This is a genomic window from Arthrobacter sp. BB-1 (assembly GCF_006151685.1).
Lineage (GTDB): Bacteria > Actinomycetota > Actinomycetes > Actinomycetales > Micrococcaceae > Arthrobacter.
In genome coordinates this window covers 241762-262320 of the sequence record NZ_VDEV01000022.1, presented here as the reverse complement: position 1 = coordinate 262320, position 20559 = coordinate 241762, and the positions used below count along the sequence as shown (strand labels likewise).

The window sequence follows — 20559 nt, the reverse complement described above, 5'->3', positions numbered from 1 at the left end:
ATCTATCGCCAATTTTGATTCATTTCATTGCAGTACGTTGTTTACCGGATCGCGAAAGTGATGCTACGTGGACCGAAATGCCCACCAGTGGGCCAAACGTCAATGAGACGATGCAGCGGATCTCCAGCGGCAGAGGCAGGAGCAGGGCTCCGAAAGCAACAATGGCTGCTATCGCCCAGCCACTAGAAAATGCGCGATGGCGTCCGGTGGCCAGCGCCGCTGTCCCCGTCAACGTCAGCATGGCCATAATAGCCGCGGCTAGTGTCAGCAGCGCGAGCGTGAGCGCAGAAACCTTGTAGCCGGAACCGAACAACAACATCAGCGTCGGTCCTACGAAGTAAGCTAAGGCAGCCCCAGCCGATCCGACGCAGAGGAGAAGCAGCATGGGCATTTGCAGGGCCCGCCAGCCTTGACTTCCAGCCTTGGCGACTTGGGCAATTGCGAATCCCTGAAAGGCCTGTAGAGGGACCATGATAGGTGCCCTGGTCATGGAGATGGCAAGCAACAGTGGCGCCGACTGTTCAAACACGGAAGCCGGCGATGTGACCTTTATTAGCAAAGGGAATGCAACGATTAAGGCTGCTGATGAGACGGAAGAAACGATGTTGTGAAAAGTCTGCTTCAGCATGGCGGGTAGAGGTGCGTCGGCCCGGACATTCATAGCCCTGCGGGCCGTTCCGGATGAAGCCAAGAGTATCAACCAGGCCGCTAGCGCAATGAGGCACGCAATTTCGAGGCCGGGGAGTCCTAGTGCCAATGCGGCCGCTGTACCGACCGTCGCTAGCCGAAGCAACGCTTCTAGCATCAGGAACCTGCTGTAGAGCCTCCATTCCCCGCTGCCCTGCAGAACACCGGCCAGAACGCAGTGGCACGAATATAGCGCGGCTGTCAGGATGAGTCCGGTCACGATTATCGTCGAGTTCAGACTGAAGACGTGCGTCACCAGGAACGGAGATGCGGCTAAGACAAGCAGGGCAAGCACGCCACCGCTGAACGCACCGACCGTGATCAGCTTAGGAAAGACATGTTCCCGGCCTTGCTGCAGGTTGACAGCTGAATGGGAAGCCGAACGAGTTGATTCCGTCTGTACTCCGCCAACAATTCCGTACATGAAAAATAACGCTGCCCAGAACGATAGAAATTCCGAGTTGTCTTCCTTGGAAAGCGAATGGCTTGCGATAATTAATATGACGATGCCGGCTATGGCAGCGACTGCCGAGGCTAGCGCCACTCCTGAGACGGACTTGGCGCCCGAACGGCGTCGTTCTTTGGCCGCGGCACCTTTCTCTAACGGTCTCATGCGTGCTGGCAGCCCCTGCTATTCGTGACGTACAATCATAAGATTCTACGTCATACCGAAGTCATGGTATGCCTTGCCTAGGGTCACTGGAAGATTATGTCCACTCTGGGCGGCGTCAAGGAATTAGACAACTGCCATACACCCGAGCGAACGATTCCCACGGTTGTAGTTCGGCTAGCATCCCAGTCGCCGGCCACGGGCGTGTCGGTGGGGTTGCCGAAATTGAAGGCGTAGTCTACCCCGGTTCCGCCGTTGCTCATGTAGAACGAGCCCTTTCTTACAACGCCTACCCCAGTCCTTCCATCTCCGTTCCAATCTCCTGGAAGCGGGTTGTCCCCAACGTTGCCGAAATAGAAAGCGTACGAAACGGGCGGATACATAGAAGTGGAGATGGTGGTGTTCCACATGGCGTTTCTGACGATTCCGATATTGGTGACACCGTCGCCGTCCCAGTCGCCCGTCACAGCAGTATCGCTACCCAGTCCGTAATACATGACTTTGTCCACTGACAGGCGAGAGATGCTATTTGATAGCTGCCAGGACCCGTTCCGAACAATACCGATGGTGTCGAATCCGTTTCCGTCCCAGTCTCCCACGACGGGCTTGTCGCCTGCATTACCGAACCAGAAACACCATGGGCTGCCCATTGGGTACTGCAGGCACCAGTACCCGTTGAGTGTCCATCCGCCGTAGGATTTTCCATCGCCGTACCACCGCCCGCTGATGGGTGTCGCTCCTGAAGGAAGACTTAGCGGGGGTTGGCCCCCAGCAAACGTTTTTAGGCTGGTGTAGTCCCCGTTCCAAACATTGGAGTCGCCTGCGAAGGGGCCTGTGGAACTGTACTGCCAGATGCTGTAGGTGCCCCAGCTGGCAGTCGGTACCGGCCCGGCGTTGTTGGTGGGGGAGCTCGGGTACGCTGCAACCCACAGGGGATAATCACCAAAACCGGCAGGATTGCCCAGGCACTGGTTCCACCAGCTGGTATTGGTGTAGATGACTGGGAGCCTGCCCGTCAGCGACTGCATGGTGTTGCCGAAATCCCGAACCCAGGACTGCAGCTGCGCCGGAGACATGTTGTAGCAGGTGTTGCCGAAGTAGAAGCCGTTAATGGTGCGGCCTTCATAGGGGTTGAACTCGAAGTCCAGGACGGGGGGCATCGTGTACCCGTCTGCGGACCAGCCCCCGCCGTTCTGGACAAAGTAACGTGCCTGGTCCGCTCCCGAGGACCAGTTGGGTATGGCGAAGTGGTAGGCGCCCCGGATCATTCCAACGCTACGGGACCCCTGGTACTGCGATCCATAGGAGGGGTTCGTGTAGTAATTGCCTTCAGTAGCCTTGACGTAGGCGAAGCGGGCGCCCATATTCCACTGCTGCTGCCAGTCCACACTTGGCTGGTGGCCGCTCACGTCCAGACCTTGGATGCCGAAAGTGGGCATCCAGGTGCCTTCACCGGACAACGGCTCCGTGCTCAGCCGCCTGAACGACTCAGATGGAGCCGATGCGGTGACGCGAGCGGACCGCTGCCCCATTTCCGCTCCGCCGACGCCGACTGCTTCCGCCATCGACTGCGTAGCCTCTGCAGGGGGCTGGGCGGCGGGGGTTGCCGCGGGTGCTGGTTCCTTCAGAGAAGGGCTCGGCGTCGGAGACGGTGACGCAGTTTGCGAGGGTTCGCTCGCAACGGCGGAGGCTGTCGGCGTCGGGGCAGGCTCAACGGCGGACGCAATACCCACCAGGCCTGGGCCGGCGACCAGGGATGCGGCCAGCAGAACTATCCCAATGGACTTCCTGACGGGGCGACGGGACTGAGACAGGTTCCGTTTCATATTGGCTCCGGAGACAATGAGGCGCTCCCACGGAGAGCCCTCATCTGGGTTGCTGTCCGGCTGGTTCCCCAGGAACCAGCCGGACAGGGGTTTTTGACACTTAACGCGCTCACCATAGCACCCTGTTGCTGCTGTAAACAGTGGTGCGGATGGTGCATGTGTTGATCCTGTGGCTATCTTGCGCTTATCCACAGACAATCCTTATGACTTGGCAGCATGTTGTACGGTGCCTAGTCTTTATCCCAGTTGCACTGCCTCCGCCGGGGGCGGCAGTTGTATTGGGGAACAAATGGACGCGCTTGGAATTGTCGAGGACGAGGTCCGCGAGCTAATCCGTCGTCGGGGTCTGGATCCGCTGCACCAGGCTGGTGAGGTGCGCCGGCTTGTTGAGGCTGCAGTCACGGATTACGACGAGAGAGCGCTTATGGGACCCCTTCCTCCCATAGGTCCGCTGGATGCAGCGAGCAGGTTCCTCTTCGACGCCGTTGCAGGCTTCGGCGTGCTTCAACCCCTGCTGGACGATCCCTCAATCGAAGAGATTTGGCTCAACGCGCCCAATGAAATCTTTGTGGCACGCAACGGCGAATCAGAACTTACCTCCCTCAGCCTCACCGAGCAGCAGGTCCGGGACCTCGTGGAGAGGATGCTCAAGAGTTCAGGCCGCCGCTTGGACATGTCCTCGCCCTTTGTGGACGCGGTCGGTTCTTTCTAGACGGCTGCTAGCCGACGGGCTAGCTAGGATGTGAACCATGCCCTCCAAGCCCTCAGTGAAGCCACTCAAGTTCATGTCCAGAGACGGCATCGACTACGAGTTTCCGGTCTACGAGGACTATGTGCCAGCGGCCATCTACCTACGCATCAGTCAGGACCGAACGGGCGATGGAGACGGCGTAACTCGGCAGTTGGAAGACTGTGTGAAGTACGCAGACCTTCATCGGCTAACCGTCATCGAGGTCATCGAAGAGAATGACACCTCGGCCTATGTCGCTCCGCACCGGGAGGACGGAGTAAAACCTAGGAAACCCAAACGTCCCGGCTTCGAACGCCTAAAGGCTATTGCTACGTCAGGGGAAATTCACGCCGTAGTCGCATGGGCTACTGACCGCCTATGGCGAAGTGTTCGGGACCTCGATCAGCTCATCAACATAGTCGAAACCACTCCGCACGGTTTCACTATCCACGCAGTACACGGCGGAATCATTGGTCTCGGTGATGCCAATGGGCAGACCGTAGCCAGAATCCTAGGTGCCGTCGCTCAAGGTGAAGTCAATATTAAAGCCAAACGACAGGCAAGAGCGCATGAGCAAGCCTTCGATCGTGGCAAGTTCCCCGGTGGGCGAGTCCCCTTTGGCTACCGCTTGGGCGAGAAACCGGGGGAGCTGGTACTCCATGAGGATCGAGCTGAAGTACTCCGGGACATTGCTGATGGCATCATCAACGACGGCTGGACGATTACGCGGGCTACCAGATTTATCCGGGAAGAATTGCCTAAGCGGTGCGGAAAGATGAAGCCAGTGGCCCTCCGAGGAATCCTCACTGGCCCCACGGTAGCCGGGAAACGGTATTATCTGCCCGTTGCGCAAAAAAGGTCTGACCCCGAGGCGAAGGGAACGTGGGGACCAGCAGGGTGGGAGCCCGTATTTGACGAGGTTACGTGGCAACTGCTGCGCAAAGCACTAGCCACGACCCCTAGGGGAAGACCTACCCGTCCTTCGCTGCTAGGAGGGCTATTGCTGTGTGCATACTGCGGTAGCGCAATGTCCTATTCCACCCGCACGTATAAATGCACTGTTACATCCGGCTGTGGGCGGATCAGTGTAAGCACTCCCACAGTCGAGGCTGTGGTCACCGACTTCATCACGACCTTGCTCACTGCCCAAGAAACCCAAGAGTTCCTGAAGCGCATGCTCAATATTGGCGATGGTCCACCGGGGACCGACGATATCAACATCGATGCTGAGTTAGAGAAAATAGCTCGGAAACGGCGGGAGTTGACCGAGGCCTACGACGATGAAGTCCTCACGATGGCTGAGTTACGACACTCGCTTGACCGCCTGAAAGCAAAAGAACAAGCCTTGCTGACAAAGCGAGAAGAAAACGTCGAAGCTGCCCTCGAATGGGAACGGTCAGCCATGGCATTCCAAGCCTACGAAGACCTGCTGGATGCCACTGACGACGACGCCATAAAGAAGAAAAACATGATCTTCCGGGCTTTGTTAGATGGCATCGTCGTAAGCCCACGCGAAAAAAATAGCTGCAAATTCGACACGGAGCGCCTCAATTTCCGACTGGCAGGAACCTCTCCGTATATCCCGCTCAACGATCGCGAGGATATATCCGATGACGGCGTGGATTGGTGGACCGAAGACCCCGGTGATCTTGCATCACACCCGTCGCCGCGTGAATTGGTTCAGGCCGGGGTCGTCAAAGAGCCGGTGCCACGACGCAAGAACAGGAAAGCTGCAAGGCTCATCAACGGTGCAGTCGAAGGTAACAAGAATGGTGCTACCGCGAAGACGGCCTCCTGACCTGACAGCGTCGCCGTTCACAGGCATTGGTGCCCGGTGGGTTGTTTCAAAAACGAAGGTATTTGAGGAACCGGACCCGCGCGGGAACAGTCTCTCTCAAAAATCTTTCAAAACTTGTTTCTTTATCAATAGCTGCCTGACAACGTTATTGATAGAGTTTCGGCATGGCACTAATCGGGTACGCGCGGGTCAGCACGCAGGACCAGTCGCTCAATAGCCAGCTCGACGCTCTGAAGGCTGCTGGCTGCAAGAAGATTTATCAGGAGAAGGTGTCCGGCGCCCGTGACGATCGTCCGGAGCTTGAGAAGTGCTTGGACTACATCCGGGACGGCGACACACTTGTTGTGCTTAAGCTAGACAGGCTTGGGCGCTCGCTCCACCACCTCGTCACGGTGATCAATCTGCTTCACGACAAGGAAGCTAACTTTAGGTCGTTGAGCGACTCCATCGATACAACCACAGCTAGTGGGCGCCTGACCTTCCACGTAATGGGTGCAATGGCTGAGTTCGAGAAGTCTTTGAACGCTGATCGAACCCGTCTCGGACTGGCATCAGCAAGGGCACGTGGGCGCATGGGTGGCCGTCCCAAGGCCTTGGACATGCAGAAGGCTCAGGTCATCGACCAGAGGCGGTCTGAGCGGGTCCCGGTGGCAGCCATAGCTAAGGAGCTTGGCATTGGACCTGCGACAATCTACCGATACCTCAAGTCGCAGGAAGCAAGAGTCGCGTGATCTCCGACTCAGTGCCTTGGCGGTACGAGCTCAACCGCATCGCCGGTCGTCTGGAACGTAAGACGCGTCAGAAGCATTGGACTGAAAGGTCGAGCTTCCGCACGGAGAAGGACCTGATGATGGCGGGGTACGCCATCCGAAGACTTCTTGAAGCACGCAAGGTCTCCGACAGCCTCGCCGCCAAACAGATTGCCATAGTGCGACACCCTCGCATTGGACCAGTACCCGACGTCTACAACCGGCACGAGATCGACATCATCTATGACCTCACCAACCCGATCAGGGACCAAGTCACGCTGACTCATCTCGCCAACCAGATCATCCACTCGTATGTACTAGTGATCAGTTGTGATGAGAACGAGACACCCTTTGAGGGACCCGATGGGGTTGAGGTTGAAGGAACCTACCTGTTCAATGGCTTCTTCCTTGCCTCGGAGAAGGAGCGGCTGAAGCACGCCTATTTCATCGATGCTTCAACGCTCATTGACCTGTGTCGGGCTATCGCTAGTGAGGACGTGGTTGGTGTTGATATGCGTCGGGATGCTGATGGAGTCATGAACATATCCCGCGTCATCTCTAGCACCGACCCCGAGTGGATGGCGGAGATTCGAATGAAAAGCACCGAGGCTACGGGTCCCTACCTATGAACAGCTATACCGAATCTGAGCTGCTGACCCTTGCCAAGTCAGAAAGGTGGCAGGACCGAATCATAGCGGCAACTCGAACACACATCACGCCAGAGTTACTCCAAGCTCTGATGGTCCCCCGCCCGCACACTGAGGTCCCTACTGGCGTTGATATCCCGTCCCGGAGTCACTGAGGACGATCTGGCATGGATCGCGGCGCACACAGATTCAGTACTCGCCCTCGGCAGGATCGCCGGTCGTCCCGAAACATCTACCGGGACGCTCAAAGCCATTCGTGACCGTGCAGCCGCTCAGGAATGGGAAGGCTGGAAGCACCTGCGCCGTTTTGCGGTCATCATGATCGCCGGACGAGGTTAGTCGAGGATGGGGGCAATTTCGTGTCTGATGGACCGCGCGTAGATCAGCGTTGACTGATGGTTGTCCCTACCACGGATAAGCTCGGCGTCCCGATTGAAACTAAGGGAGTTGCGCGAGAACAGCTAGTCGAAATACGAGCCCCTTTGGCTGTGCAACAGTAGGATCGACCCTGCTCAGAAAAATATGAAGAAGAAGGCCTGTCACTAATGAACGAACTCAACCCGGTGACGGCTTATACCCCGTTTTCGGACTCCGACATTAGAAGTGCAGCCGAGGACCGGCTCGCACGAACACCTTTTGCCGCGCGTGTCGCTGAACTCATTAAAAGCATCCCGGACGGCTCGGACAGCACTGTAATAGGTGTCGTCGGCCCATGGGGCGGAGGCAAGACGTCCATCTTGAACCTCATCCGGGGGGAGCTCAGCGCAAGCAGCAACATGGGCATCGCTCAATTCACACCTTGGGCGATGAGTGACAGCTCCTCTCTTATTGCGGAATTCTTCGCTACCCTGTTGGCTTCGCATGAGAACCTAAAGAGCTCGCAGCAAAGAGACACGTTTAAAAAGCTGGCGCAGAAGTTGAGCCCTGCGTTGGGCGCGATGGGTATCGTCGGCAAGGCGGCAGATGCTGTTTTTCAAGGATTTTTGGAAACGGGCAACTGGCAAAGGCAGTTCCAAGAGCTGGATGATCTCATACGATCATCTGGGGTGCGGATACTGATCACGGTGGACGATGTGGATCGCCTTCATGGAGACGAGGTCCTGACTCTTATCAAGACGATCAGAATGCTCGGTCGATTCCATAATGTGCACTACATTCTGGCCTACGATCATAATGCTCTCGTGGATGCATTGAAGCCAAGCCTCGGTGGGAGCCACCGTAGAGCGTCAGAGTATCTTGAGAAGATCGTTCAGTATCCGCTTGACATTCCTCCAGCGCAGGAGAGCCAGCTCAAGGCGATATTGGACGAAGGTCTTGCATCACTCTTCTCCGATGATGCTATGGCGATCCTAAATGACGATCGTGGCCTTTTTCAGCTCTCGTATGACCAAGAATTGAAGCGCTTCCTCAATACCGCCCGGTCGGTGAAGAGATTCGTTGCCCAAGCCACACATTATTACGCCCTCGTTTCCGAGCATGTGAACGTCAGCGACTTCCTCGTGCTCACGTTTCTTCGACTGCATTTTCCGACAGTCTACGGGCGACTTCAGGGGTGGAGGAATGAGCTAACGAACGGACTCGACAGCTCTACCAAGGAGGCAAGGGCTGCCATCGAGGAACTGTGGGCACGGAGGCTTGACGAGGCCGATGTGGTCATCGGCGATGATCGGGCGGCCTTATTGCGGGTTCTTCGATCTTTGTTCCCTCCAGCATTTGCCGGTGCTCAGGCCGCAGACGGTGCCAGACGAGTGTGTAACCCCGAGTACTTTGACAGGTATTTTGTTTTTGGTCTGCCAGAGGGGGACATCTCCGATGCCAAGGTACGGACCGATTTCTTCGGAGCCGCACGGGTTGATGCCTTTGTCGAGCAGGACTTCGCGGCTACCTTCGCATCCCCGTCCCCAGACGTGCGTCGGCTGGCGGTGTCCAAAGCTGAGCCGCTAGTGGAGGAGGCCGGATATGACGATGTGCCAGCTCTAACCCGGTTCGTTATCTTCCTTATGAGGCGAGAACCTGACGCTGATCCAAGGTACATGTTCGCTCCGTTACTGAGCGGACTACTAATGAAGCACCCCGGCTTCCGGGAGGAAAACGAGTGGAAACAGTTATTGTCGGAACTTCCGGGTATAAGAAGCTTGGGCACTGTACTCGACCGAATGCACGCCCTAACGCGTAGCACGGATCTACTTCTCGATTACGAGGATGAGGTCGAGCCTGAGGTCTTGACTCGACTTCGCGCTCCTATTACTGAAGTGGCGGTTGCAGACCTTGTGTCGCTCGCAATGACAGAACATCCTGTCTGGCGAGATTTCATGGAGACCTACGCCGTAGTCTCGAGTCACGGCGATATGCGCATTGCAATGGAGGGAATGACAGATGCCGTGCTGAATCAACGGCTCGACCTTGTCAACCTTGCCACTTTCTTCGTCTACATCGAGACGAAAACCACAGCTCCAACCGATGTGCTTCTGGACATCGATATGGCGCGGCTATTAACCCTCGTGAGTCCCGCCGTAGTTCGCGAGACGGTACTGGCTCCTTGCCCCGACGAGGTCGCGGTCGGCGAGAGGACAAACCTGAGCTGGGACCAGAGAAGGAAAGTCGCTCTCTACGGGCTTCACGAGTGGCGAGGCAAGGCTTCGGAGATAGCTGGATGAAAGAGGCGATAATCCCTCCAAGAGAAAAGAGGCCAACTGGCCTCATCTACGGTGACGTGCCCGGCTACCCAGCCCCGTGGGAATTTGAGAATCGCAGGGCTGCTTTTCTGGCTGGTGTGCATAGGCAGACGCAGGCGGGCATTTCCGGGGGCGGCGAGGGGGCAGACGCGATTTGCTTGTCCGACGGATATACGGACGACGCTTTCGACGATGACTTGATCATCTACACGGGTTTTGGTGGGCAAGACCCCAACACTCGCCGCCACGTTGCGGATCAGCGGCTTATCCGTGGGAATCTTGGGCTGGTCCGAAGCCACGAACTTGAGCTTCCGGTGCGGGTTCTTGTCAAAAAGTCTCTATTGACCAAAAACCCTCAAGACTCCACCTACATATATGTTGGTCTGTACCTAGTCACCCACTGGGACTGGGCTGTACGGGACGGGTTCAAAGTCCTCGTTTATCAGTTGCGATCCTTGGTGGGACAGACTCAAGCAGGGCTTGTGGCTTCTCTGGGCGCACTGTCTGGGGGCACGGACGAGCCGCAACGACGTGCTCGGACCACAATACGGATCGTTCGTGACTACAGGATCGCTGCCTCAGTTAAGCGGCTTTACGACGACACATGCCAAGTGTGCGGCACCCAGTTGCGGACGTCAGCTGGAACTTACTCTGAGGCAGCTCACATCAGACCGCTGGGCGCCCCGCACAACGGCCCGGACGTTCCGGGGAACGTTTTGTGTTTGTGCCCGAACTGCCATAAAAAGTTTGATGGTCACGCCTTGGCCATCAATGAAGACTGGACAGTTACTGACCTCGGGGAGGTCGTTGGGGAACTGAAGCGGCATCCCCGGCACGGGATCATGCCGGACCACATCGCCTATCACCGAGACAGCTCCCAGTCTTCTAGCCGTCCCTGATGCGCCCTTCGTCACTCGTCCTTGTTGCTAGCTGCGAAATGAGACGCAATGGGCCGGGATAACATGACGTCCACGACCTGCCCAATCAAATCTCGCCGGGGGACCCCTTGTTCGACCAGAACTACGCCAACTTCATCTGGAGCATCGCTGACCCGATGACGGCAGCCGGTAGTGGCGCTGCCCATGAGGCGAAGAAGGCAGGTTGGACCGAAATCATCGAACACATGAACACCTTCTTCGAAGGATCGGGGCTGTGTGACGCTGATCAACTCTCGGTGGCAGAGAGTGTGCTCAACAAGGCTCTGGAGAACCAAACACTGCGGGGTCAGGCGCAGGCAAACGGCAAGGTTGACTTCTATTCTTCGCCAAAGATTCTGACCACAGTCGAGGACTCAGTTATTAAGGCTGGCGAGCAGCACGCTAAGGGCATCGGCTGGGTACTGTCATCGGACAAGGTGGGTGAGATGGTGGAACTGCTCAAGCGCATGGGGTTATTCGAAAAGCTCCGGGATGAAGAAGCAGCCTAGACCTCTGGCGATCGCCCATGCTGCTTAGCGGGCCGCTACTTTTAGATTCACGCATAAACGATGGGGGATACCTGTGGCACTGAGTCAGGAAGACTTTAACAACCATCCAATTTGGAAGGTAGAAGAAACGACTTCGTTGTTGCTCAACGATACGGCGGATCGATTGACGGATGACGCTGTTGATGATGTAGAAACACTGGACCATTTGCGACTGGCTCTCGCTGATGTCAGAAGCATTGGCAGCGTTGATCCGTGGCGTATTACGGGTAACGCAGCACCGCTCGACGCGCTCCAGACTTCGCTAACAAACCTCCAAAGCGAACTCGCAGAGCTAAAGGCCGAATCTACGGTTTCACGCAAGATTCAACTTGAATCAGTGCTGGACCAAATCGTTGCCGCGCTCAAGCCGTTCCCCTTGTACACGGTTCAAACTGAAGCGGCTGTGGAGACCAAGGAGGCCCTGAAGGCTCAGCGGGAGTTTCTGAAAGAGACCGTTGAGTGGCTGCACAGGGCCGTCAATGAGTCAGGTGATTCGGTTGACGAGTTGAGAACTAAAATCGCTGGCGAAGAGAAGAAGATATCGGATCAGGTGACCCGTCTGGATGAGATCGTCAACGGACAAAGCAGCACCTTCACAGACAAGCTGGCCGAATGGAAGAAGGACGCAGATGCTGCGGGGGCTGCCATAGTTTCTCAGGGCGACCAGCATCTGGCATCTCTTAGTGAGATGGAGGAGAAGTCTAGAAACTTGGTTGATGCGACTTCCCGCAACACCATAACCACTGAATACGGCACCTACGCGTCCAAGCAAGAACGAGCAGCAGTCATGTGGAGTATCGGCGCGGTGCTTGCGGCTGTCGGAGGCTTCATCTACCTTGCGCTTCTACTCGCAGGCATCCACAATGCCTCCGTCACCGAGGTGATCGCAAAGGCAACCGTTTCGTCACTCGTTGTGCTTGGTGCCGGTTTCATGTCCCACGAGTCATCAGGCCACAGGAAAGAAGCGCGTGATGCGAGACGGACGCAGCTCGATCTGAATGCCCTTGATCCGTTCCTCACGAAGCTAGATGAAGACGAAGCCAACGATCTTCGGCGTGAATTCGCACAGAAAATCTTCGGACGACCTCTGGCTAATGACAAGAACCAGAAGCCGTACCAGTGGATTATGGAGGCGGTGCAGCGGAGAAAAAATGAGCCTGAGAAGGAAGATGCTGAGGCGTGACAGCTTCGGACGAAAGCGCTGAAACCTAAAACGAATAGCAAAGGAAGAATCTCATGAAATCCATCATGGTTGGGTATGACCTAAACAAGACCGGACAGAACTATGACGCTCTAATCAAGCGCCTGAAGGAATACCCCACGTGGTGGCACCACCTCGATAGCACTTGGTTGATCAGGACGGAGTGCACGGCTGTGCAGGTTCGGGATGAGTTGGGAAAGTTGCTCGACGGCAACGACAAGCTGGTGGTCATTGAAGTGACCTCAAATGCCGCAGCTTGGCGAGGAATCAATCAGAGCGGTACTGACTGGATCAAAGAGCACCTCTGATGAACCTATTGTCCTAACTAACAGGTTCGCCGCTGAGAACTATGGAGGAAAGTGCTATGGGGAAGACGACCAAAGCCTCAGCGCCCCCAAGTTACGCTGAAAGGCTAGCTAGTGAGCTGAATCAGATCGAGCACAAGCTGCTGGATGTCGTAAGAGAATCGACAGTAATCAACACTGATCCGAACCGCTACGGCAGTGGAATTTCATTCATCGGTTACGCCAGATGGGGGTGGGGGCCGTCCGATGCTGCTCATGAAGCTGTCAGAATGCGCTTGATGCCACAACTTAACGACTGGTTTGACCGGTTCGGACTACTGTTTCCTCACCCCACTCCGAGGGTCAAGAAAGAGCTTGAGAGCGCACGAAGCCTGTTAGAAGGCTGGCTGGTCCGTGATCGCGGTTCAAATGATCATTCGGTACCTCCTTCGTTAGATGCTGCGGAGAAGGCAGCGCAAGCGAAACTCTCGGACTTGCGCGAGTTGCTAGAACTCCTCCCGTCTGACGAATACGTCACTCGTGTCTTGATAGACACCAATGCACTCATTGATGCACCTGATGTTGACCTATACACAAACGTTCTCGGTCCAAAGTACTTCGTGCATGTGGTTCCAGTCGTGCTGCGGGAGTTGGACGAACTCAAACGCAATGGTCGTAATGAAAACGTGCGGGAGGCAGCAAGAAAAGCTGACATGCGGCTGAAAAAGTACAGGAACAACGGCGACGTGCTCACTGGAGCACGGGTGTCCGGGCAAGTGTACGTCAAGTTCGAGCACACGGAGCCGGAAGCAGACGGACTACCGTCATGGCTTGATATCAGCGTCCCGGACGACCGTTTCGTTGCTTCAGCTCTATTACTTCAGTCCAAGCACCCCGGATCAGCGTTCTACGTCATAACGAGCGATATCAACATGCAGACGAAGCTCTCCGCAGTCGGCATGCCTTACGTCGAAGGTGCAAGAAGCTGACAGGTGGCGCGTCGGAGCACGCCTTGTTATCGCCGCTCTACGGCCCCCGAGGTGAACCACTGGACCAGAGTTGCTGCTGTCATCACAGCAACCTCCGCAGCCTCCTGCGTGATGACGAGATCGGGGTCGTGGTGCCCGCCGTGACGGTCTGCCTGCCCTGCCCAGAGCATCTTCATCATGTGCAACAGCGTGGTACTAGTCGGGGCGTGAGGGTCTTCACGTTGCAGGGGTAGTGACCAACTCCCAGCGTTTCTGATCTGAGAATTGATCTTGCCGAGGGTAGCGGTGGTGTCATTGGGGCTAACTACTGGGATAGCAGCGTCTTCAACCGCCTTCACCGCCAACGAGTATGCAAGCGACGGATTCGGGTCGATGCCGTAAATCGCTTCCCAAGCCCGAGCGAGACGGGCACCCGCATGACCGCTTGCCAGAATGGCACTATCTACAGCCATCTGGATTGACTCAGGCACTCTCCGGATCAGGCCGGGTGACCCAGACCTTTCCCCGACTCTCCACATGGAACCTGACTCTTCAAGGACCATATTAAGATTGCGAGCGGCATGCTCGTTCGAGCGTAGGGCTAGCAGGAAGTCAGCAATGCGCAACTCTGCGTTGGCCGCTTCTGCTGCGCTGCGTATCGCTGACATCCCGACCTCTGCGTCAAAGCCGCGATATGGAATCGCAATCCGGCAACGTCTCTCCACTTGTCGGACGACGTCTTGGTCAAGGAAGTAGTCGTACGCGCCGGGGTAGTCCTCTGAAGGCTGAGAAAGCAGGAGTTGCGTCCTCATCCAGTTCCAGAACGATTCCGCCATCCAGTCAGGGACTCCATCGTGCAAAGCGTCGTATGTGGTGGGATCAGCGTCTTCGAACCCAAGCGGTCGCCAGTTGTTGTCATTCACGGATCAAGCTTGCCAGAGGGGGATGGCAGTGATGTTGAGCGACCCGTTGGGCGTTTGGGCGAGTGGAGAGCAGTCAGATTCCGGATGAGCCAAAACAGCAGTGCCGATCGAAATTGTGGGACACTTCAAGGTCAATTATCAGTGCACGCCTAATTGGGGCGGCAGGTACAAGGTGACGTTAGGCTGGGGCGGTTCACCAAGCCACTGGGGCAAATCACTTACCTCCAGATACCCCAGCGGAACATTGAATAATCTCCAATGCACTTGACGGGAACCGGTTCTCCGTTGGCTCGGCAAGAAGGTCGATGTCACTCAAGGTGTGTCAAATACCTAACCTGCGCCAAGGCATAGTGCTTTGGCGCAGATGTCTTCTACTTAGGAAATGGTTGCAGCTACGCATTTTCTATACCTCGAAAAACGGACAGAATAAGCGCCGCGTAACGTCCAGTGTCTGTTCGATTCGGCTTTCCCTGCCTCTGATGATGCCGATCTGGACAACTTGATCAGCATCATCAGCATTCCCTCAAATTCGACGCCGAAATTGTCTAAACTTTCCCTAGGTGAACATTCAGACTAGTGGGGGAGTAAGAATGAGCATGCGTGCTATAAGCATTGCGTTGGGACTGTGCATATTGCTCAGCGGAGCTCCGGCTGTCTCTCCCGCATCCGCAGCAACAGTTTGCTGGACCGCCGCTAACGGTTCAATGATCTGCCAAGATGACGGCTCTGGAGGTGTCGCTCCGGGAACTGGCTACGTCGGTGGGGCAGGTGCTTACATTGCTCCGACTGCACCACCAGCTCCAACGCCGCCTCCGGGACCTACGTGCACCAACCCGGTCCCGGTTCAGGGGTGCACTGTGGACTACGGCCCTATTTCGGATGCTCCCCTGCCGAGTGTACCTTCGGCGCCTGCGCCAGCCGCTCCTGCACGGCAGCCCGCTTATCCAGCTCCAGTTGCTCCAGCCTCAGTGCCGCAAGCACCGGCGTACGCCCCGGTAGCTCCTATACAGCGGCCTGCGTCACCAATAGGGGCTGATGGGAGCCATCTGAGTTACGGGCCCGAGGCGTCCGTCACTGACTCGATGCAGGAACCGGCTGGAGCAATACCTTTGTCCGAGGCCGAATCAAAAGCACTGGCATTGGGCAATGCCGCTACCGATCCAACTGCCGTAGCTGCACCAACTAAAAAGGTGCGCGCATCGCTGACTTATCGGCTTCATTATGAGACTATTTAGGCCTCAAGAAATTGCGGGATGGGGAATGCCGCCTTCAAGCCGTTGTAGGGGCTTGCAGGCGGCATTCCTCGTCTTTTGAGACCTGCTAAAAGGATGAGCGTGGTGGGAACCTAATGCTACGAGACCAGTCCGTCCTTGGGCACGTCTTTAGCTTCTACGGGCAACGGCTGAGGTTCGCTGTTCACCAAGGAAAAAATTTCGAATGTGCGCTGGACCTCGTCCCGTCGTTCCGCCCTCAACTCGAACTTCGTGCCGTAATGGCCACTCCCGGTGACGTAACCGGCATTCAGCATGCGCCGCAAAATCTTTGCGATTACGCTTCCCGCCAACCATTTGGTCCTGTCCCTTATGTCCAATACCGTCAAAGGCATTTCAGCATCGAGCAGAACCTGCACCACCTGCATCCGGCGAGTGGTGGCGAAAACAAAATCAATGCCTTCATCTCTAGTGCCGCCAGCTCCACACCGCTGTCGAGCATGATGTGCTGCCAAGCTTCGCGATCTTCCTCTCTCTTCAACCGGAGCGAATCAATGTGTGTTTCCAAGTGCCGCCTTGGGCTGTGGCCTAAAGTTTTCCTGCTACATCTATTTTAGCGAGGGGGTGGGTGTAGGTTTTCTGACGTGTTTTTCACAGCACGCCATCAGCCAGCGCAGGATCGATCCCTTCCTTCACCCCGCGCCGCTCAAGAGATGCACGCTCGATAGCTGCGACGGAATCCGCGAACGGGAGGTGCAGGAATTCTGAGGGCAGGAACTCTGCGATCGCGAGCAACTCCGTCCACGATTGGCACACACCGTGGGTCTTGGCACGCGCCAGCAACGAAGCGAGTTTTCGCTGCACGCGCACATCCAAAATCACAGCACTCCCTCAAGGAGAACGTTGGTCATACCTGCCAGTCGGGCCTTCTCCAGCTCGGTATACCGATCGACGACTGAGCGGTGGGTAGTACGGCACTCTTGCTCGGACTGGGAAGGAATTTCCTGAACGCCGTAGGTCGCGTCGCCAAATATGGTCGTGGCGAACAGCGCTTCCCCGCGCCGGGATAGCGGCAGCCACTTTGATCGGATAAGCAGTCGCTCGCCGCGATAACTTACGCGGTCATAAGCAATGTCGATGTCGCCCCTAGCCACTAGCGCCTCACACTCTGCGGCTGTGATCTCATCGCCCTGACGATTCCTAAACATCAAGCTTGCGGATCGCGCGGAGTGAAAACCCAATAGCCGGTCAACGCATCTTGGTATGACTTCATGTACGTGAACCAAGTAGAAAAGGGATCGCTGACCAGTAAACCGTCATGTGACTCATCGCTGTCGTGATCACCGTGAGAACAAACGATGTCAGTGAGCAGCCGGACAGAAAAGTAATCCTGCGGGATCACATAACCACTTCGATAAATCTCGCCGCAGCAAGGACCACCGAGCAGATCAATGGTCCCGAGATCAGACTTTATCTTGTCACCCATATTGAAATTTAAACAGGTATCAGCCGGAAAGCCCATAGTTACTGACGCGCCGCCGCCGTTATGTTGCCGCGCGCAGCGCCGCTGCACAACTTGCTGAGATATTCACGTAGGACATCGGGAAAAGCACTGACCCGTGAGCCTACAAGATGATCTTCAGTGCAAAGACCGTTTCTCCGGTTTATCACATAATAGTGCACGCTATTCAGCACTGGTTCGGGGGAGAGCGCAGTGCAAGTAAGGATAAGTAGGGATACAGCGTTTGGGCTGCATATGAGCTGAAGGTGCAACGATGCACCTTTCCCTTGAGGGTAATCTGCGGACGGTCAACAAGAAAGAAGACTGCTAGACGCCCGTTAGAGCGAAGGAGCCTATTCTACGCGTATCGATCCCACAGTTTCCTTGGCTCGTCTGCACGAATGCCAGCGCTACCAATGAAGCTCACAGCGCCGACGGTCCAAGCGGTAAAAATAGGGGAAAGATAGGCTAGACATCGTGCGGCCTCGCCTTGAGGCGGAACACAAGATTGAAAGTTACTTAATGCATTCTCGCTTCGAAGATGAGCCACGTCACTCAAGCGCCCCGGAAAATAGGCGTCGGCCCGCTCAACGGGAGCAAGGTAGTAGTTGTCGCGCTCCGCTGCGGCAAGCAGGACCTCTGCGAGAATATGACCGGCCATAACAACTGATTCATCGTCCGATTTGTCGAACAGATCAGGTCGCCGGACATCATTGCTTATAAAGTCTTCGACGAGGTAACCGGTAACAAACTCAGGTACACCAGAGCCGCCTTGCATCATCTCGTGAAGCTCCCGTATGGGCTCTTTGGAATTCGTCGGCAATGGGCGACCGTTATTTATCAGGTTGCTTATACAGAACCATACGTAGCCTGCACTCCAACCATACGGGCCTCCGTGGGCCAAGTAATACCAAGGAGATGAAGGGCGTTGAGGACTATAGCCGAGTCGTAGCAAGTAGTTCACAACCGACGGATCAGAAATTCTATGTAGCTCATCTCCGTGCTCGTCTAAAAGCCGACGCACGATTGGTTGCCAAATTTGGAGGGCGTCGTCATCCAGTTGGAGCCTCTCCCATGACGTTTCATTGGCACCGTCAGTAGACGAGAGTTGAAGGTTTGCCCAGTCCTTCATGAATATTCTTCTCGTTCTGTTGCCTTCGGCATGCAACAAATACCTTTCAACGAAGCGAGTTCGGGGCAACACCGCTAGCTGTACGAGGGCGCTGAAGTCAGGCCCGGTGAGCCCCCCGCCGTCTTCACCCCAGCGAACGTGCAGGAGGTCAAACGCTGTATCAATTGCTTCGGGAGTCAGGACAGAGGCATGCATCAGACGTAGCAGGAGTTGCGAAGGGGTATTGGGGTTGCAGAGCAACCGGAGAACGTTGCTTCCGTGGCCCTCACGACGCCAGTCGTAACTCTGGACCAGCAAATCGGGAAACACTGAAGTTGGATTTTGACTGAAAACAGTAAAAATGCGGTCGGCGACCTGTTCGTCTGACTGCGCGTTCGCAGCGAAGGACTCGGCTGAAAAAAATTCGTAAAATGTCTGATGGACAAATTCGAGCATTCGGGTCCCGGATGCGTTCGTTCCAACATCCTGTAACAGCCATGCACGTTTGGTGCAGAAGCTCACGAAGTCACTTGCCGCGTGTTCAGCCTGTTCAAACGGGAATGCGAGGCGGTCAACCATATATTGCGAAACGACTCTGACAATCTTTGGTTCCTCCATCGCGGTCTGCGTGTTGCGGATTGACGAGAACTTCGAAGCGATTTCTTGCATAAGTCGATCTGCATGGATTGGAAGGAACTCGTCTTGGGGTATGTGGCGTTGCTGATCCCACTTATGAAAGAATAGGTCAGCACATTTCATGTAAATCCCCCGGCGGTCGGCAGGTATAGCGCCGCTGCCTCGGTAGAGAATGCAAAGCAGTGACAACAAAAGCGGATTTTTGCGTAAGTCTGCAACCGTGCTGGACTCGCGCATGAAGGTACTTGTAAGGTGTTGTTGTCCTAAGCTTCCAAACCACTTTGCGCAATAGCTTTGAACTTCGTCCGCGCTAAACTCGTCCAAGCGCACGTGTAGAAAAAGTGCCGGATCGAGCGGCGCACTCTCGTATCCAACTTCCCGCGATGTGACTAGGACTGAGACGGGTGGGTATTGCGCCGTGAATGCATGTATCCGCTTCACCATGTTTGCGCGTTCCGCGCGTGCGCTGATCTCATCGAGTCCGTCGAAGACGATGGTAATGCGTCCCAAAACAAGCATCTTCGTCAGCGTATCTTCATCGGTACGGACTGAATATTCGGTGTCCAGACGTCTGGTCGCAAACTCGGTGATGCTTTTGTCCCACATTGTTGTGAAGTATTCTCTGCATCGTAGGACGATCATGGGTGTTGTGCGGGTCGCGTTATCTGTGTCCTGATGCGTGGTGGCTAAATGGTTAATGAGGGTGCTTTTACCAGTGCCGGGAGGCCCCATTACAACGACTCGGTATGGGTTCTCGGTAAGCAGGACGTCGTCGGCCAAAATAGGACGGCGCGGTAAAGCTCCGCTCGACAGTCTTCGCGGAACATATAGGTCTTCGAAGTCCGCCTTCTCATCCACATCCGTGTGACTAATTATTGGGGATTTTGGGGTTGTGCGCAGCAGGTCAGAAAGATGATCGGCAACGACAGAGGCAGCAATCAGGCCTTCCATGTCTTGAGCAAGAGTAGCGAGCTGTTTCAAGTAATGTCTTTTCACCCCGTTATTTGAAGTGGTGGTCAGTGGGCTCATGAGAAATTGGGCATAGCGACCTATTTCATCTTCCAGTTCGACTGGTTGACGTGGGATGGTTATATCCAAAACCATTGTGATTCGGCCCCATATCGCGTCTATGCGATCAGTCCACTTGTATTTTGAGTCGATTGACCAACGCGTCGCCTCATCTTTGAAGCTGCGCGCCACTGTGTCTATGAAATCCTGTCGCTGGTCACTTTGCAGTTCAGTCGTAGATAAACGGCCAATGGCAGTCAGGCTAAGGAGTGGTCGTACTCTGTCCGATACGAGGAAACGCTCTATGTCCCGAACCTCGTCGGCGTTGAAGGCTTCCCTGACCGCATCGCCGCCCAGATCGATCCAGTTCGGGTCAGCGAGGGCTGCGCGCCGGAGCAGTCTGTATACCGACCTTATTCCCCCGGTCGCTGCCCGACCGAGAGCTACGCCGCTATTGGCTATAGAGGCACCTGATTGGATTGCGGCCACTGAGATAGGTTCCATTGACACACTGTAGAGGCTGTTGGCG

The 20559-nt window shown here is 55.7% G+C and carries 16 protein-coding genes and 1 pseudogene; 10 read left to right on the top strand and 7 right to left on the bottom strand.

All coding sequences use genetic code 11. The features are described from left to right. Positions 1-19: 19 nt before the first annotated feature. Both FHJ30_RS13050 and FHJ30_RS21915 read right to left on the bottom strand, forming a co-directional pair. Positions 20-1300, bottom strand: a complete 1281-nt coding sequence (locus FHJ30_RS13050; protein WP_139029695.1) for a hypothetical protein — start codon at positions 1298-1300, stop codon at positions 20-22. 83 nt (positions 1301-1383) lie between these two features. Beyond that, on the bottom strand, positions 1384-2736 hold the full coding sequence (locus tag FHJ30_RS21915; protein ID WP_306669382.1) for a lysozyme: 1353 nt from the start codon (positions 2734-2736) through the stop codon (positions 1384-1386). 676 nt (positions 2737-3412) lie between these two features. Here FHJ30_RS21915 and FHJ30_RS13040 point away from each other — a divergent pair. The 10 genes and pseudogenes from FHJ30_RS13040 to FHJ30_RS12995 all read left to right on the top strand — a co-directional run. After that, positions 3413-3820 (top strand): annotated as a pseudogene (locus FHJ30_RS13040) (CpaF family protein); the annotation flags it as partial. A gap of 52 nt (positions 3821-3872) precedes the next feature. Next, on the top strand, positions 3873-5651 hold the full coding sequence (locus FHJ30_RS13035; protein WP_139029694.1) for a recombinase family protein: 1779 nt from the start codon (positions 3873-3875) through the stop codon (positions 5649-5651). Between the two features lie 164 nt (positions 5652-5815). Continuing rightward, a complete protein-coding gene (locus FHJ30_RS13030) occupies positions 5816-6382 on the top strand; it encodes a recombinase family protein (RefSeq protein ID WP_139029693.1) in 567 nt (188 codons plus the stop codon). Next, on the top strand, positions 6379-7029 hold the full coding sequence (locus tag FHJ30_RS13025) for a hypothetical protein (protein ID WP_139029692.1): 651 nt from the start codon (positions 6379-6381) through the stop codon (positions 7027-7029). Before FHJ30_RS13030 ends, FHJ30_RS13025 begins: the two co-directional genes overlap by 4 nt. Positions 7030-7592: 563 nt before the next feature. Beyond that, positions 7593-9704 (top strand): P-loop NTPase fold protein, encoded by a 2112-nt coding sequence (locus tag FHJ30_RS13020; RefSeq protein ID WP_139029691.1) that lies wholly within the window; start codon positions 7593-7595, stop codon positions 9702-9704. Then, positions 9701-10621 carry a YDG/SRA domain-containing protein gene (locus tag FHJ30_RS22025; protein ID WP_139029690.1) on the top strand — a complete coding sequence of 307 codons (921 nt, stop codon included), beginning with the start codon at positions 9701-9703 and terminating at the stop codon, positions 10619-10621. Before FHJ30_RS13020 ends, FHJ30_RS22025 begins: the two co-directional genes overlap by 4 nt. A gap of 107 nt (positions 10622-10728) precedes the next feature. Next, the gene (locus FHJ30_RS13010; RefSeq protein ID WP_139029689.1) at positions 10729-11148 is read left to right on the top strand and encodes a hypothetical protein; all 420 of its coding nucleotides are present in this window, start codon (positions 10729-10731) and stop codon (positions 11146-11148) included. Positions 11149-11221: 73 nt separating this feature from the next. After that, complete coding sequence (locus tag FHJ30_RS13005) at positions 11222-12370, top strand: hypothetical protein (protein ID WP_139029688.1); 1149 nt, start codon at positions 11222-11224, stop codon at positions 12368-12370. A 53-nt stretch (positions 12371-12423) separates the two neighbouring features. Next, positions 12424-12696, top strand: a complete 273-nt coding sequence (locus tag FHJ30_RS13000) for a SinR family protein (RefSeq protein WP_139029687.1) — start codon at positions 12424-12426, stop codon at positions 12694-12696. A 56-nt stretch (positions 12697-12752) separates the two neighbouring features. Then, a complete protein-coding gene (locus tag FHJ30_RS12995) occupies positions 12753-13661 on the top strand; it encodes a PIN domain-containing protein (RefSeq protein WP_139029686.1) in 909 nt (302 codons plus the stop codon). A gap of 26 nt (positions 13662-13687) precedes the next feature. On the opposite strand, the gene FHJ30_RS12990 is transcribed toward FHJ30_RS12995, so the two are convergent. The 5 genes from FHJ30_RS12990 to FHJ30_RS12970 all read right to left on the bottom strand — a co-directional run bounded on the left by FHJ30_RS12990 (position 13688) and on the right by FHJ30_RS12970 (position 20534). Continuing rightward, entirely contained in the window at positions 13688-14563 is an 876-nt protein-coding gene (locus tag FHJ30_RS12990) for a hypothetical protein (protein ID WP_139029685.1), read from the bottom strand. 1351 nt (positions 14564-15914) lie between these two features. Further along, on the bottom strand, positions 15915-16289 hold the full coding sequence (locus tag FHJ30_RS12985; protein WP_139029684.1) for a hypothetical protein: 375 nt from the start codon (positions 16287-16289) through the stop codon (positions 15915-15917). Between the two features lie 136 nt (positions 16290-16425). Further along, positions 16426-16656, bottom strand: coding sequence for a hypothetical protein (locus FHJ30_RS12980; protein ID WP_139029683.1), 231 nt, complete (start codon positions 16654-16656; stop codon positions 16426-16428). A gap of 325 nt (positions 16657-16981) precedes the next feature. Next, positions 16982-17260, bottom strand: coding sequence for a hypothetical protein (locus FHJ30_RS12975; protein ID WP_139029682.1), 279 nt, complete (start codon positions 17258-17260; stop codon positions 16982-16984). A 373-nt stretch (positions 17261-17633) separates the two neighbouring features. Beyond that, the gene (locus tag FHJ30_RS12970; RefSeq protein WP_139029681.1) at positions 17634-20534 is read right to left on the bottom strand and encodes an NACHT domain-containing NTPase; all 2901 of its coding nucleotides are present in this window, start codon (positions 20532-20534) and stop codon (positions 17634-17636) included. Positions 20535-20559 lie beyond the last annotated feature (25 nt).

Bases quoted from the DNA above. Each gene is read 5' to 3' on its own strand.
- FHJ30_RS13050 (WP_139029695.1), bottom strand. From the start codon at position 1,300: ATGAGACCGTTAGAGAAAGGTGCCGCGGCCAAAGAACGACGCCGTTCG.
- FHJ30_RS21915 (WP_306669382.1), bottom strand. From the start codon at position 2,736: ATGCCCACTTTCGGCATCCAAGGTCTGGACGTGAGCGGCCACCAGCCA.
- FHJ30_RS13035 (WP_139029694.1), top strand. From the start codon at position 3,873: ATGCCCTCCAAGCCCTCAGTGAAGCCACTCAAGTTCATGTCCAGAGAC.
- FHJ30_RS13030 (WP_139029693.1), top strand. From the start codon at position 5,816: ATGGCACTAATCGGGTACGCGCGGGTCAGCACGCAGGACCAGTCGCTC.
- FHJ30_RS13020 (WP_139029691.1), top strand. From the start codon at position 7,593: ATGAACGAACTCAACCCGGTGACGGCTTATACCCCGTTTTCGGACTCC.
- FHJ30_RS22025 (WP_139029690.1), top strand. From the start codon at position 9,701: ATGAAAGAGGCGATAATCCCTCCAAGAGAAAAGAGGCCAACTGGCCTC.
- FHJ30_RS13000 (WP_139029687.1), top strand. From the start codon at position 12,424: ATGAAATCCATCATGGTTGGGTATGACCTAAACAAGACCGGACAGAAC.
- FHJ30_RS12995 (WP_139029686.1), top strand. From the start codon at position 12,753: ATGGGGAAGACGACCAAAGCCTCAGCGCCCCCAAGTTACGCTGAAAGG.
- FHJ30_RS12975 (WP_139029682.1), bottom strand. From the start codon at position 17,260: ATGGGTGACAAGATAAAGTCTGATCTCGGGACCATTGATCTGCTCGGT.
- FHJ30_RS12970 (WP_139029681.1), bottom strand. From the start codon at position 20,534: ATGGAACCTATCTCAGTGGCCGCAATCCAATCAGGTGCCTCTATAGCC.